Source organism: Larkinella harenae (genome assembly GCF_054780515.1).
Genome location: NZ_BAAGWE010000003.1, coordinates 446,042 through 461,724, shown reverse-complemented (window position 1 = coordinate 461,724; position 15,683 = coordinate 446,042). Strand labels below are relative to the sequence as shown.

General features: G+C 50.0%; 12 protein-coding genes. All 12 read left to right on the top strand.

The window, feature by feature from the left end; all coding sequences use genetic code 11:
- Positions 1-50 precede the first annotated feature (50 nt).
- A complete protein-coding gene (glpK, locus tag ACYVH9_RS18990) occupies positions 51-1,550 on the top strand; it encodes a glycerol kinase GlpK (protein ID WP_460637958.1) in 1,500 nt (499 codons plus the stop codon).
- 108 nt (positions 1,551-1,658) lie between these two features.
- On the top strand, positions 1,659-2,468 hold the full coding sequence (locus tag ACYVH9_RS18985; RefSeq protein WP_460637957.1) for an exonuclease domain-containing protein: 810 nt from the start codon (positions 1,659-1,661) through the stop codon (positions 2,466-2,468).
- A gap of 156 nt (positions 2,469-2,624) precedes the next feature.
- Positions 2,625-2,972, top strand: coding sequence for an NADH-quinone oxidoreductase subunit NuoK (gene nuoK, locus ACYVH9_RS18980; protein ID WP_460637956.1), 348 nt, complete (start codon positions 2,625-2,627; stop codon positions 2,970-2,972).
- 126 nt (positions 2,973-3,098) lie between these two features.
- Positions 3,099-5,012 (top strand): NADH-quinone oxidoreductase subunit L, encoded by a 1,914-nt coding sequence (gene nuoL / locus ACYVH9_RS18975; protein WP_460637955.1) that lies wholly within the window; start codon positions 3,099-3,101, stop codon positions 5,010-5,012.
- Positions 5,013-5,064: 52 nt separating this feature from the next.
- Positions 5,065-6,519: a complex I subunit 4 family protein gene (locus ACYVH9_RS18970; RefSeq protein WP_460637954.1), complete on the top strand. Its 1,455-nt coding sequence runs from the start codon at positions 5,065-5,067 to the stop codon at positions 6,517-6,519.
- A 63-nt stretch (positions 6,520-6,582) separates the two neighbouring features.
- A complete protein-coding gene (locus ACYVH9_RS18965) occupies positions 6,583-7,974 on the top strand; it encodes an NADH-quinone oxidoreductase subunit N (protein ID WP_460637953.1) in 1,392 nt (463 codons plus the stop codon).
- Between the two features lie 29 nt (positions 7,975-8,003).
- Complete coding sequence (locus tag ACYVH9_RS18960) at positions 8,004-8,546, top strand: GtrA family protein (protein WP_460637952.1); 543 nt, start codon at positions 8,004-8,006, stop codon at positions 8,544-8,546.
- A 124-nt stretch (positions 8,547-8,670) separates the two neighbouring features.
- Positions 8,671-8,862 carry a hypothetical protein gene (locus ACYVH9_RS18955; protein WP_460637951.1) on the top strand — a complete coding sequence of 64 codons (192 nt, stop codon included), beginning with the start codon at positions 8,671-8,673 and terminating at the stop codon, positions 8,860-8,862.
- Positions 8,863-8,935: 73 nt separating this feature from the next.
- On the top strand, positions 8,936-9,538 hold the full coding sequence (locus ACYVH9_RS18950; RefSeq protein ID WP_460637950.1) for a SprT-like domain-containing protein: 603 nt from the start codon (positions 8,936-8,938) through the stop codon (positions 9,536-9,538).
- A 25-nt stretch (positions 9,539-9,563) separates the two neighbouring features.
- Positions 9,564-12,941 (top strand): type IX secretion system sortase PorU, encoded by a 3,378-nt coding sequence (porU, locus tag ACYVH9_RS18945; protein WP_460637949.1) that lies wholly within the window; start codon positions 9,564-9,566, stop codon positions 12,939-12,941.
- A gap of 116 nt (positions 12,942-13,057) precedes the next feature.
- Complete coding sequence (porV, locus tag ACYVH9_RS18940) at positions 13,058-14,299, top strand: type IX secretion system outer membrane channel protein PorV (RefSeq protein WP_460637948.1); 1,242 nt, start codon at positions 13,058-13,060, stop codon at positions 14,297-14,299.
- A gap of 86 nt (positions 14,300-14,385) precedes the next feature.
- Positions 14,386-15,669: a M16 family metallopeptidase gene (locus ACYVH9_RS18935; RefSeq protein ID WP_460637947.1), complete on the top strand. Its 1,284-nt coding sequence runs from the start codon at positions 14,386-14,388 to the stop codon at positions 15,667-15,669.
- Positions 15,670-15,683: the final 14 nt, after the last annotated feature.

Genomic DNA, 15,683 nt, shown 5'->3' with positions numbered 1-15,683 from the left:
ATCAATGATATTTGGGTGCAAAATGCCCTTATCCATTAAAAGCCACGAATATGCCTCCCTACATTGCTGCCATTGACCAGGGCACCACCAGTACCCGCTGCATCGTTTTCGATCGGCAGGGGTCGATTGTGTCTGTTGGCCAAAAAGAACACGAACAGATTTATCCCCAACCCGGCTGGGTCGAGCACAATCCGGAAGAAATCTGGCGTAATACGCAGGAGGTTATTGCGTTAGCCCGGATCAAGGCACAACTCCAGGCCAGCGACATTGCTGCAGTTGGAATCACGAATCAGCGCGAGACTACGGTTGTCTGGAACCGGAAAACGGGAAAGCCCTATTATAATGCGCTCGTCTGGCAGGATACCCGGACCGGCGATCTGGTGGCCCGGTTTGCCGCCGAGGGTGGACAGGACCGCTTTCGATCGCTGACTGGTTTGCCCCTGGCAACCTATTTCAGCGGTCTGAAAATCAAGTGGATTCTAGACAATGTACCCGACGTCCGGGATGATGCCGAGCGGGGGTTGGCTTTGTTTGGTAATATGGACACTTTTCTGATCTGGCACTTGACGGGCGGAACGTATAACGGCCTGCACATTACTGATGTGACCAACGCCAGCCGGACCCAGTTGATGAACCTGGAAACCCTCGACTGGGACGATCAACTCTTGCAGGCCTTTGACATTCCGAGGGCCATTTTGCCGCAAATCCGTTCCAGCAGTGAAATTTACGGTCATGTTGTTTCGGAAGTGCTGCCAGGCGTTCCTATCGCTGGTATTCTGGGCGATCAGCAGGCGGCCTTAGTGGGGCAGACGTGTTTTGAACCTGGGCAGGCCAAAAATACGTACGGAACCGGTTGTTTCCTTCTCATGAATACGGGTACCGAGCTACGGCACTCGACCTGCGGATTGCTAACGACCGTTGCCTACCGGTTTGGCAATCAGCCCGCCCATTACGCGCTGGAAGGAAGTATCGCCATTGCGGGCGCCCTGGTGCAGTGGCTGCGCGACAACCTGGGTATCATTGCCACCAGTGCCGATGTGGATGCGTTGGCCCGAACCGTGGCTGACAACGGCGGGGCTTATTTCGTACCAGCTTTTTCGGGTTTGTACGCGCCCTATTGGAAGGCTGATGCGCGGGGTGTGATCGCGGGGCTAACACGATTTGTAAATAAAGGGCATTTGGCGCGCGCGGTGTTGGAAGCAACGGCTTACCAGACACTGGATGTGGTGCAGGCGATGGAAAAAGATGCCGACATTCAAATGAGTTCATTGCGGGTGGACGGCGGAATGACCGTTAACGAATTGCTGATGCAGTTTCAGGCCGATATGCTGAGTGTGCCCGTAATCCGGCCTATCATGACCGAAACAACGGCCCTGGGAGCGGCCTACGCGGCTGGTCTGGCGGTGGGCTACTGGAGTAGTTTTGACGACCTGCGGCAGAACTGGGGCATCGACCGGACATTTGAGCCGCAGATGTCCGAAGCCGATCGGAAACGGTTGTACGGCGGTTGGCAAAAAGCTGTTGAACGCTCGTTTGGCTGGGAAAATTGAGCCATCTATTTTTGCCGTTGCGGAATAATTAGGGGCCTACAGGAAGGTGGAGACCGTACTCCTGTGTATTTTTGTAGCCTTATTCACGTACGCCGTACGTAACTTGCTATGAAGCACACGCTTTTTCTGAAAAAACCGCTGGCTTTCTTCGATCTGGAAACAACGGGTATTGACCCAATGAAAGATCGGATTGTTGAAATCAGCATTGCCAAGGCATTGCCCAACGGTGAGGTAGTGGTGAAAACCCAGCGCATCAATCCCACCATTCCGATCCCGATTGAAACCAGCCTTATTCACGGTATTTACGACGAGGATATCAAGGAGGAGCCTACGTTTAAATCCGTTGCCCGCACGATGGCGCAGTTTCTGGACGGCTGCGATCTGGGCGGTTATAACTGCAACCGATTCGATATTCCTCTGTTGGTAGAAGAGTTTTTACGGGCTAATGTCGATTTTGATCTGAAAAACCGCCGGTTAATTGACGTTCAGCGGATTTTTCACGTCATGGAACCGCGAACGCTGAAAGCAGCCTATAAATTCTATTGTGGCAAAGAATTGATCAACGCACACAGCGCCGAAGCCGATACGCTGGCGACGTTTGAAGTGCTGGAGTCGATGGTAGTGCGCTACGACGGTGCCATTGCGGCCGATGAAAAAGGGAATGAGGTAATCATCGGGAATGATATTGAAATCCTTAACAAGTTGATGCTCAATAATAACGTCGATTTGCGGGGGCACATGGTGTATAATAAAGACGGGAAAGAAGTGGTCAATTTTGGGAAACACAAAGGCACGTTGGTGGTCGATGTGTTGCAAAAAGAGCCTTCTTTTTACGACTGGATTCTAAAAAGCGAGTTTCCGCTCGACACCAAGCGGAAACTCACAGAGATTAAACTGCGGATGTTTAACAAACGGTAACCGGAGAACCGGGTCGTTAAACAACCTGTACTGATTCCAAATTCCCAAACCATTTGAGTAAGCGGGAATAATACTTAACTTTGTCGGGTCTTTTTCGGCATCGGGGTAAGAACCCTGATGAGACCGTAACGAATAGTAATCGAACCTCAGAGTAGTATGCAGCCAACCCAAGTGCCGCTTCAAGTTCCCGAAGTCATCCAACTGATCGACTTGAAATATTACCTAATCATCAGCACGGCGCTGTTCGTAATCGGCATCATCGGCGTCCTGACCCGTCGCAACGCCATCATCATTTTCATGTCGATTGAATTGATGCTCAACGCGGTTAACCTGATGCTCATTGCTTTCTCATCCTACCGGGCCGATCCTTCTGGTCAGGTTTTTGTATTTTTCATCATGGCCGTAGCCGCGGCTGAAGTTGCCGTCGGATTGGCTATTATCGTGATGATTTACCGCAATACCCGTTCGATTGACGTCGGATTGCTCAATAAACTGAAGTGGTAGGTACCGCATGATGCAATATGGCTTATGAAGGATGAACATCCGTTCATCACCGCAAAGCGTTTTTGTTGAAATTCATGATCCATCGTTCATCATTCATCATTACAAAATAATCGCTATAGCTTAACTATGCAGACGGATTTACTGATATTATTGATTCCGCTGTTGCCCTTAATCGGATTCATCATTAATGGAGTTGGTTTCCGGAAAGTACCGAATAGCCTGGTCGGTATTCTGGCAACCGCAGGGCCGCTGGCCGCTTTTGTTTGTGTCCTGCTTTTATTCAACAACTTTACCGAGCCCGTCCGAACGGTTGTTTTCGATTGGATTACGATTGGGCACTTTAACATTCCATTTGCCTTCCAGATCGACCAGCTCTCGCTGATCATGCTGCTGATCGTAACGGGCGTCGGTTCGCTGATTCACATTTATTCTATCGGGTACATGCACCACGACGACGGGTACGGAAAATTTATGGCTTTCCTGAACCTGTTTTTGTTCTTCATGCTCCTGCTGGTGATGGGATCCAACTACGTCATCATGTTCATTGGCTGGGAGGGCGTTGGGCTTTGCTCGTACCTGCTGATCGGTTTCTGGAATAAAAACACCAGCTACAACAACGCAGCCCGGAAAGCCTTTGTCATGAACCGGATTGGGGACCTCGGTTTTCTGCTCGGCATTTTTATGATCATGGGCGCGTTTGGCTCCGTCGAATACAGCGAAGTGTTTGAGCAGGCGGCTGGCTTCCCAATCAGCGACCCTACCGTGGTGGCTATTACGCTGCTGCTGTTCGTTGGCGCGATGGGTAAATCGGCACAAATTCCGCTGTATACCTGGCTGCCCGACGCGATGGCAGGCCCGACTCCGGTTTCGGCCCTGATTCACGCAGCAACGATGGTGACGGCCGGCATCTACATGGTGGTTCGTTCGAACGTTCTTTACACCTTATCACCCATCACCCTGGAAATCATGGGCGGTATCGCCATTGCAACGGCTTTGCTGGCAGCTTCCATTGGCCTCGTGCAGAACGATATCAAGAAAGTACTGGCCTACTCAACGGTCAGTCAGCTGGGGTATATGTTTCTGGGGCTGAGCGTGATGGGCTATACCTCGGGGATGTTTCACGTGATGACACACGCGTTCTTCAAGGCGCTGTTGTTTCTCGGAGCCGGTAGCGTCATTCACGCGATGGCCGATGAGCAGGATATTCGTAAAATGGGCGGTTTGCGTAAATACCTACCCGTCACGTACTGGACCTTCCTGATTGCCACCATTGCCATTTCCGGTATTCCGCCGTTTGCCGGTTTCTTTTCGAAAGATGAAATTCTGATGCACGTCTACGAACACAATAAAGTGCTGTGGGCGCTCGGTGTGCTCGGATCGGCGATGACTTCTTTTTACATGTTCCGCTTGCTGTTTCTGACATTCTTTGGCCGTTTCCGCGGTTCAGAACACACGCGCGAACACCTGCACGAATCGCCCGCAACCATGACTATTCCGTTGCTGGTACTGGCGGTTTTGTCGGTCATCGGCGGTTTCTTCAACGTACCGGAAGTATTGGGGGGGAGCGCTAAACTGGGCGAATTCCTAAACCCGATTTTTGAATTATCCCACAAAGTGAACCCGCAGGCGTTTGGTGAGACCATGCTGACGCACAGCGAAGAATACGTCCTGATGGGTGTTTCATCGGGCGTTGCTATTCTGGCGTTGATTGTGGCTTACGTTCTTTACATCCAGCGTGTTACCATTCCGGATGCCGATACCGTCGAGCGGCCGGTAGTTGAAAAGGTGCTCTACAACAAATACTATATCGACGAATTCTACGAAACCGTTTTTGTGAAGCCAATCCGGGGCTTGTCGGATGCCTTCTACAGTTTCGGTGAATTCATCGTTGACGGTATTGTGGGCGTAACGGCCTGGGCCGTCAAAGAAACATCGGGCCAGCTACGGAAGCTCCAAACCGGTTCGATTGGTTTCTACGTGTTTGCCATGGTGGTCAGTATTGTTGCCATTCTGTGGCTACGGTTTTTTGTGAAGTTTTAGTCTATTGGCACGGGTTGACCAATTGCCATCCTTAACTTACTATAGCTTGTAGATGCTTACACTTTCTATTCTGCTCTTCCCGATCCTGGCCGCCTTACTCGTGCTGGCTGTGGGGGGGAAACAGGCTAAACAAATCGCTTTTTTCGGTGCTTTAATCGAATTAGGTTTATCAGGTTACGCATTTTTCAATTTTGTTCCTGATGCGACCTCGCAGTTCGGTTTCGATTATTCGTGGCTGGCTGCGGGCACCATTCGTTTTAGCGCCGGTATTGATGGCGTCAGTCTGCTGCTGGTCTTCCTGACCGGTTTACTGACTCCCTTTATTATTCTATCGACGTTCCAGCGCAACTACGACCGGCCAGCGGTATTTTATGCGTTGATTCTTTTCATGCAGGCCGCTCTGATGGGCGTTTTCACCGCGCGGGATGCCTTTTTGTTCTACCTATACTTCGAAGCTGCGCTGATTCCTATTTATTTCCTGGCGGCTTCCTGGGGCGGAGAAAACCGTATTCCCGTTACGTTTAAGTTCTTCCTGTATACCATTTTTGGTAGTCTGTTCATGCTGGTGGCGCTGGTTTATCTTTATTTTCAAACCTCGTCTGCAACCGGTCTGCACTCAGCGGCCATTGTTGATCTGTATAATCTGAAACTCAGCGCAACGGAGCAAACCTGGATTTTCTGGGCGTTTTTTATCGCCTTTGCCATCAAAATGCCGGTTTTCCCATTCCATACCTGGCAACCCGACACATACGTTGAATCGCCGACACCAGCCACCATGCTGCTGGCCGGTATTATGCTGAAAATGGGCGTCTACGGTGTTATTCGCCTGCTGCTACCCGTGGTTCCGGAAGGCGTCGGTATGTGGGGTACAACCGCCATTGTGCTGTCGGTGATTGGAATTGTTTACGGAGCAATTATTGCGATTCGGCAGCGTGATATCAAGCGCCTGATTGCGTATTCGTCGTTCTCACATGTCGGTCTGATGGCCGCTGGTGTTTTCTCGCAAACAACCTATGGCATTCAGGGCGCGCTGGTGCAAATGCTGGCGCACGGTATCAATGTCGTCGGAATGTTCTTTGTGGCGGATATTATTGCGTCCCGCACGAATACGCGGCTGTTGGATCAGTTGGGCGGCATCACCCGCTATACACCAAAGCTGACGGTTTATTTTATGATTTTGCTGCTGGGCAGTGTGGCTCTGCCGTTGACCAACGGGTTTGTCGGAGAGTTTCTGCTGCTGGCGGGTGTGTTCGAACGACACAACATTCTTGGCGCCGTAGCGGGGCTAACCATCATTTTCGGGGCGGTGTACATGCTCCGGATGTTCCAGAAGGCAATGTTTGGGAAAACCAGTGACTTGACGACCGGCTTTAATGACGTGTCGGGCAGCGAGAGCTGGGTTTTTATTCCGCTTTGTTTCATGGTTTTCTGGATTGGCCTGGTGCCCAACTCGTTCCTGAAGCTGACCGAGCCCGCCGTTACCAATCTGTTACAGTTTATAAAATAGTTTGATGTTGACGACCTGACCAGCAGCGTCAGCCCGAAACCTGATTTTCAAACGACAAAAAATATGCTTTCGATTATACTCCTGTCTGTATTTGGAATCGTGCTCCTGTATCTGGGCTTTCTGAAATCCCGGGCGGTTCTGTTACCGGCTGCGCTTTTGTTTATCCTGATTGCCTTGGGAGCCAGCCTTACGGAGTGGAATAAATCATATCTGTACTTCGGCGATATGCTGCTGGTCAGCAACGTGGCTATTCTTTTTACAGCCATTGTACTAATTTCAGCCTTTATGGTTGTGGCGCTTTCCGGCGACTTCCTGGAAGATGAATCCGCGCAACCAGCCGAATATTACGCTATTCTGCTCTTTTCAATTGTGGGCGCTATCATGATGATCGGTTACGAAAACCTGATCATGCTTTTTATCGGTGTCGAGATTCTATCGGTTTCCATGTACGTACTGACCGGTAGCGAAAAACGCAATCTGCGGTCGAACGAAGCGGCTCTGAAGTATTTTCTGATGGGTGCCTTTGCCACGGGTATTATGCTCTTCGGGATGGCCTTGCTCTACGGAGCAGCTGGCTCCTTTACGCTGACCGATATCAAAGGATACATTGCTCTATCGCAGGGGCGTCCTTCGCTGCTCTTGTATGCAGGCGTGTTGATGGTGTTGATCGGCATGTTATTCAAAGTGTCGGCGGCTCCTTTCCACTTCTGGACTCCCGATGTTTATGAAGGTGCACCAACCCTATTTACGGCCTTCATGTCAACCGTAGTAAAAACGGCTGGCTTTGCCGCTTTGCTCCAGCTGTTGTCCGTTGCTTTCGGCGCTATATACGGTTTTTGGTGGATCATGCTGGCCGGCATTACGGTTCTAACGTTGTTGATCGGCAACCTCACAGCTGCGTATCAAAACAGCTTTAAACGAATGATGGCTTATTCCAGTATTTCGCACGCGGGGTATCTGCTGATCGGCCTGACTGCACTGGGGCAACAGTCAAAACCGGCGTTGGTGTTCTATTCCATGGCGTATTCTATTGCGACCATTGCGGCCTTTGGCATCCTGCTGCTGGTTGCAAAACAGCGGACGATTGATGGTCGTCCTGACGATACCTATTCGGCTTTTAACGGATTGTCCCGCCAGAATCCGTTACTTGCTTTCATTTTATCAGTCTCAATGTTATCACTGGCCGGCATTCCGCTGACAGCTGGGTTCTGGGGTAAATTCATGGTCTTCTCGGCAGCGGTTGACAAAGGTATGGTATGGGTTTTGATACTGGCCGTGCTGATGTCGGCAGTAGGGATTTATTATTATTTCCGGGTCGTTATTGCGATGTACTTCCGGGAAGGAACGGCCTCCCGAATTCAGGTGGCGCCCTTCTACCGGTTTGTATTAATTGCGGCTACCGTTATTACCATCGTTTTGGGGCTCGTTCCCGGCTTATTTCAGGATTTAGTATAAGCTTTGGACCATTCGCTCATAAACATCTGGTGAATAAGGCTAAGTTTCTACCTTTGAATTTTCAAACAACAATAGCTCCTACGCCAGTGATTAGTGTGAAGAACAGCGAACTAAAAACAGCAGAGGTAAAAAGCCTCTTTACGTTCTTTTTGACTGCGCTTTTAGGAGCATCGGTAAATTTTGTGTCCCAGATTTTTTATCGAAAAGCCTTTAATTTTGACACTAGTGTGTTGCTGGGTTACCTGACGGCAACGGTGGTTAGTTTTGTGCCAACCAAAAATTACGCGTTTGCGGCCAAGGCAACCGGAAATACCGCCCGTGAAATGGTGAAGTTTTTGGTTATCGCCCTCATTGCCTGGGGCGTACAGGTCGGCGTGGCGGTAGCAACCTTGCAATGGGTTGCCAATCCTTATTTTCCGACGGCATCGCTTTTTCTTCGTGAAAAAACTTCGCACGTTGTAGGAATGGGCTTCAGTTTTTTAGCCAATTATTTTGGCCACAAATTATTAACATTTCGCAGCACCGGAATGTACGACAAATTCAGGGCCCGATCGAACCGGAATACTGAATAAGTACCAGAAGGAATGGTAAAATTATAAGCCTTTATCATATTTTTTCGGTTGAGAGCTAGGAGTTTATTGTATTTTTTGATTTTATGTTAAATTTGCGGCTCAAACCTTAAACGCCCCTGAACGGATGAAAAAAGTATTAGCTCTTTTATTCGTAGGTAGCATGATCACGTTCGCTGCCTGCCAAAGCAAACCAAAGACAGAAGAAACAACGTCGACGGATAGCACGTCTGTTATCTCAACGGACAGCAGCACGATGGCAGCAGACAGCGCAACGGCTGCTCCGGCTGACAGCGCTGCCGCTGACACGACGAAGTAATCAGTCAATCTAACAAAAGAACTGGTGGAAAAGCTCTATCTTTAGATAGGGCTTTTTATTTTTGATGGATTGCATGGATGTACGTCAAATTTTTGAAAAACACCTACCGGTAAATGCTGTATCGTACTGTTATGATTTATGGCAGACCCATTTATTTACTTTTCATGTTTCACGACCCCGACAGACCAAACTAGGCGATTTTCGGGCTGAACCGGGAAAGGGGTTTACCATTACAGTCAACAGCGATTTAAACCCGTATGCTTTTCTGATTACGTACCTGCATGAAGTATCACATTTAGTGGTGTATCAGCAAAACCGCTGGTTTGGCCGACCGCACGGACCGACCTGGAAAAAAGCTTTTCGGGCTATTATGCAGCCTGTTCTGCACGATGCGGTTTTTCCCGTCGAGGTGCTGGCCCCTCTGAAAGACTATCTGAAAAATCCGGCGGCCTCGACCGGAGCGCATCCGTATCTGACCCGTGCCTTGCGTGAGCAGGATCATCAACCTTCCGGAAAGCAATTGTTAATTGAAATGCCGGAAGGTGAAACGTTTCGATTTTTGCAGAAAGAATACATCCGGGGCATGAAACGACGGACCCGTGTCGTTTGTACGGAGAAGATGACTGGTTTGAAAGTGTCGATTTGGGCGCATGTTTGGGTGGAAAAATCGGAATAACTACCGTTTACTAATCTGGCTGATTATGATCAGCTGGAGTTTGAACGTGCAGGCGCAACCGTCAGCCTCGGTGCTGGCAGAGGGCCGCTGGCTGAAAATCGGAATCACCCAAACCGGCGTTTATAAGATCGATGCGGCTTTTCTGAACCGGGCTGGCGTCGTCACTGCTTCGCTTGATCCGCGTACGATTCGATTGTATGGTAACGGTGGAGCGCCTTTGCCCCAGGCCAACCAAAAAGCGCGTCCTCGTGATCTGACTGAAAACGCCATTTGGGTACCTGGTGAAACCGATGGCCGTTTTGATGCCGCTGATGCCGTTTATTTTTTTGCCGAAAGCCCACATCCGATTGCATATGATTCAACGGCGCGCCGATTGACGCACCAGATTAATCCCTATACCGATACAACGTATTACTTTCTGACGTTTGGTGCTGGCCCCGGAAAACGAATTACCACGCAGGCAGCCCTCCCGCCATCAGGAACGGTCATCACCGAATTTGACGATTACGCATTTTACAAACCGTCCGGCGAGATGACTAACCCCGTTCGGTCGGGCCGCGACTGGTTGGAATACCTGGGCATTGGTACCGAGAAAACCGTATCGTTTGACCTGCCAGGTATTGTTGCTAATTCGACAGCTTTAGTTACATCGGCCGTCGTGGGCCGGGCGCTGGTTGCTACGCAATTTCAGTTGAAGTGGGGAGCACAAGTGGTTGGAACGCAGGAAATTGAAAGTGTGACGGACTATACGTATGATCGAAAAGGCCGTCTAAACTATCGGACGTTTACCGTTACACCTGCATCAACCGAAAGCCCCGCCCGGCTATCCCTAGTGTATGATCGGACCGGCCAGGGGTATTTACAAACGCTGGGACTCCAGACCCGGCGCGAACTTCGCCGGTACGATGAAGCCTTTCTCTTCCGTTCCCTGGAATCGGTTCGTTCAGCTACGGTTCGGTATGTGATTCGGCAAGCCAATTCCAGCATGCAGGTTTGGGAAGTGACAAACCGGCAAACACCCGTTCAGCTACCGATAACGATCAATGATCGACAGGAGGGAAGTGTTGTAACCGCAGGTAGTCAATTGCGTGAATACCTGGTTTTCGCACCGGAGCAGGCACGAGCGCCGGAGGTGGTTTCGGCGGTAAACAACCAGAACTTGCAGGCAAACCGCACACCTGATTTGCTTATTGTGACACCGGCGACCTGGCGAGCCGAAGCCGACCGGCTGGCGGACTTTCGCCGGACGAATGATAAGCTAGAGGTGCTGGTGGTGAATTCGCAGGAGGTTTACCATGAGTTTGCTTCTGGCCAGCCTGATCCAACCGCTATCCGGGATTTTGCCCGGGCATTGAATAACCAGACGCCCCACAAGCTGAAATACCTGCTGCTTTTTGGTGATGCCACCTTCGATTACAAAAACTATACGAAGCTACTGACACCGGCGCAACAGGCCGCTACGATTCCGACGTACGAAAGCCGGGAATCGCTGCACCCGGTTTTGAGCTACAGTTCCGACGACTATTTTGGGTTTCTAGAAACGGCTGAAGGCGAATGGGAGGAGGATTTTTCGGGTGATCACACGCTCGACATTGGCGTTGGACGCCTGCCCGTTAAGTCGGTAGAAGAGGCTAGAGCTATGGTTGATAAATTGATTCGGTACGCAACAACAGAAAGTCTACCGGGCGATTGGCAGACAAAAATCGCCTTTGTTGCCGACGATGGTGACCGTGATTTTCCAAACATTCACCAGAATGATGCGGATCGACTGGCGCAGCTGATTGCCGGACAACGTCCTTCGTTGCGAATCGAAAAACTTTATCTGGATAGCTTCGTGCAGGAGTCCGGTCCCAGTGGTCAACGGGCGCCTGCTATGAATCAGGCGATTACCAAAGCGTTGAATGATGGCCGGTTGATTGTGAACTACACCGGTCACGGTGGGGAGTCGGGCTGGGCGGAAGAGCAAATCGTTACGTTGCAGGATATTCTGGGCTGGAAGAACCAACGTCTTCCGGTTTTTGTAACGGCAACCTGTCAGTTTGGGCGTTACGACGATCCGGGTCTGACTTCGGGGGCCGAAATTGCACTGCTCAGCCCGCGGGGAGGGGGAATTGCCTTGCTGACCACGGCACGTCCGGTTTATGCCAGCACGAATTACCTGCTGAACCGCGCATTCTATGACGCTTTGGCCGCGCAGACAGCCGAAGAAGCACCCCGATTGGGCGATCTGATTCGGATGACCAAAAACAACAGCCTGAGCGGAAGCCTGAACCGTAATTTCACCTTGCTGGGCGATCCGTCCATGCAGCTGGCTTTTCCGTCGGCTAAAGCTACATTGACGCGTATCAACGGCAAAACCGTCGGGAGCGAGCTGGATACGCTCCGGGCGCTGCAAACCGTTCGGCTGGAGGGCGAAATTCGACAGAATGGGCAGATAGTAAACGCATTTACCGGATTGGTCAAAGTAACGCTCTTTGATAAGGCCGACACGATGACAACCTACGGAACGGAATTCAGCCCACCTATGGTTTATACCGATTATCGCAATCCATTGTATGTCGGACTGGCTCGGGTTCAAAATGGGAAATTTGTATCTGAGTTTGTGATGCCCAAAGACCTTGACTACCGGCTTGGACTAGGCAAGGTTTTTCTCTACGCTGTTCGGTCGGACAGTTTGATGGAAGCAGCCGGAAACTACGATAAGTTATTAATCGGTAAAAGCGTGCCGAATCCGGTAGCAGACACTAAACCGCCGGTGATTCAGCTTTTTATCAACGATACAACGTTTGTGGACGGGGGAACGGTTTTGGGACCAATTACTACATTAATCGCCAAATTAAATGACGAAAATGGCATCAATATTGCGCGAAACGGTATTGGTCACGAAATAATGATCCAGTTAAACGATGAACCGCCCAGGGTGGTAAATGATTACTTTACGACCGATCTGGATGATTACCGACGCGGAACAGTCGAATACATCTGGGAGCATTTACGACCTGGAGTTTATACCGTTCGGTTAAAAGCTTGGGATGTTTACAATAATCCGGCTGAAACTACGTTGAAATTTGTAGTTTCCGAACAGCCGGCCCTCGTAATTCAGTCGGTTGATGTAACACCCAACCCATTCCAAGAACAGGCCAACTTCCGGGTTCAGCATAATCGCCCGGGTGACGAGTTGGAAGCCACACTGATAATTGCCGACTTGAGCGGACGAATTGTGAACGAACGAGTATATTCATGTTCCAGCTGTGATCCATCCATGACGGGTATAACCTGGAATGGCAATATGGCCAGCGGGATGCCCATCATACGCGGAATGTATGTGTACCGGCTTGTATTACGTTCGAAGACCGATGGATCTGTAGCAAGCCAAGGAGGCAAGTTGCTCTACATTAGGTAGTTATGAAAATATATTCCAGGTGGCCTTTTACATTCTGTCTTAAACATTGTACATTTGGCGTTCTTACGGTGGTTACCCCAACGAACGCGCTATTCGGGAGTTAATTAACCTCTTCTATGACACGTACCTTATCGTCAATTTGTTTACTTGGTTGCCTTACACTTCCTTTCTTTTCAAAAGCCCAGGGGGTTGGCGGGGCTATATTAGGGCAGGATACGGTTGCTTTGCGGATTCCGCAAACGGCAGTACCCTTCCTGAACTTTACGCCCGATGCCCGGAGTGCTGGATTAGGAGATGCCGGTGCTGCGTTGAGTGCTGATGCCAATGCCATCTTCTGGAATCCTGCAAAGCTGGTTTTTGCCGAGAAGGATCAGGGAGTAGCGTTGTCGTATACGCCTTGGTTGCGGAGTGTTGGTGTAGACGATATGTTTTTTACTTACTTGTCGGGGTATAAAAAAGTAAGCAAGAACGACGTAATCGGTCTTTCCCTGTTGTATTTCGATATGGGAACCATCGATTTTACGACGATTCTGGGACAGCCTGCCGGTTCGTTCAACTCCCGTGAGTATGCCGCAACGGCTTCGTATTCGCGCCGGTTGTTTCAAAACTTCTCCATGGGTGTCAACCTGCGGTATATCAACTCCAACTTATCCGGAAACTATTCCGTCAACGGAATGTCGCTGAAACCCGCTTCGACGGCGGCATTCGACATCAGCGCTTTTTACCAAAATGAAGTGCGGGACGACATCACTGGAAAAGGGGTGAAATGGGCTTTCGGCGGTATCATCTCCAACATTGGTGGAAAAGTAAGCTACGGCACCCGAGAATTGTCGCCCATTCCGACCAACCTGAGATTAGGAACGGCGTTGACGCTGTATACTGATAAGTTCAATAAATTCAACTTCGCGCTTGATCTGAACAAACTGATGGTGCCGACTCCGCCGATTTACAAAACCATCAATGGCGTGGTACAGTATAACGGGAGTGATCCTATCATTGAGCAGGGACGCAATCCGAACCGGCCTACATTGAGCTCCATCTTTGGTTCATTCTCCGATGCCCCCGGCGGTTTTTCGGAAGAAATGAAAGAAATCAATATTTCGACGGGAATTGAGTACTGGTACAACGAGCAATTTGCGGCCCGCTTGGGGTATTACCACGAGCCCCGTGTGAAAGGTGATCGGAAATTCGTTACGACCGGTTTGGGAATCCGGCTGCAACAAAAATACGGGATTGATTTTGCGTACTTGATTCCGGTGACGCAGGGAAGCCCGCTGGCGCAAACTTTCCGAATCTCCTTAATTATCGATATTGACAAAAAGGCGCGTTCGGCTGAAACGGATGAGGATCTAGAATAGTCAGAACCAACATTGAATGAATAATGGCATTTCTTCGGAGGTGCCATTGTTTTTTTATAGCTTCAGGATTGCATATTGACTGTACAATGGAATTGGTAAATCGAACAGAAGTACCCGAATACAAGCAGATTGAAGACGTAAAAGTCCCGGCGGTTTCTACGCTGACGATGGACAACGGGCAGCCGGTTTACTGGATCAATGCCGGGCAGCAACCCGTTATCCGACTGGAAATCATTTTTGACGCCGGAGCCTGGTACGAGCCGCTGGTTGGCGTATCGTCGCTGGCTATGAAAATGCTGACCGAAGGAACGCACTCGCACACATCGGCCCAGATCAGCGAATATTTTGACCGCTACGGAGCCTTTCTGGAACAACATAGTGGTACCAATCGCGCCAGTCTGATGGTATACGGTTTGACAAAGCACCTGCCCGTCATTTTGCCGATGATTCAGGAAATGCTGACGGATTCGATTATTCCGGAAAAAGAACTGAACCACCAGAAGAATATAACGGGTCAGAATCTGCGGGTTAATCTGGAGAAAAACAATTTCGTAGCCGGGCGATTGATCCGTGAAAAGGTTTTTGGCAAACAACACCCATACGGGTATAACCAATACCCGGAGACGCTGGAAGCAATTCAGCGCGATACAGTTGAAGCGTTCTATCATCAACGGATTCGGCACCGGCCGTTCCGAGTGGTGGCCGCCGGGCAGGTTACAGAAATGGAAGTGGCTTTGATCAATCAGTATCTGGGTCAATTGGTGGTTGAACCCATTTTACCGGAAAGTGGAACGGACAAAAGTGTCGTGAGCGATTTCTCTCCCGCGTTGGTTGAGAAGACGGATAGCCTGCAATCGTCCATCCGGTTGGGGCGGTTGCTGTTTACCCGTCAGCATCCAGACTACTTTCCAATGATGGTATTCAATGAAGTGCTGGGTGGCTATTTCGGTTCGCGGCTGATGAAAAACATTCGGGAAGAAAAGGGATTCACCTACGGCATCTGGTCTAATCTGTCGCTATTTCCCAAAGAAGGCTATTTCCTGGTTGGTACCGACGTTAAACGTGAGAATACGCAGCAAACGCTGGATGAGGTCTGGAAGGAAATTCGTCGGCTGCGCGACGAACCCGTTCCTGAAGATGAACTGGAAACCGTTCGGAACTACATGGCGGGTTCGTACGTCGGGTCGCTGAATACCCCGTTTGAACTGGCCGACCGGTACAAAATGGTGCTGTTTGATGGCTTACCCGCTGATTATATCAATACGTATATCCACCGCATTCAGGCCGTCACGGCCGAGCAGGTTCAGGAAATGGCAAACCGCTATTTGCCGGATGGCTCGCTGATTGAAGTCGTGGTGGGCGGGAAATAAACGGTCGGACGTCT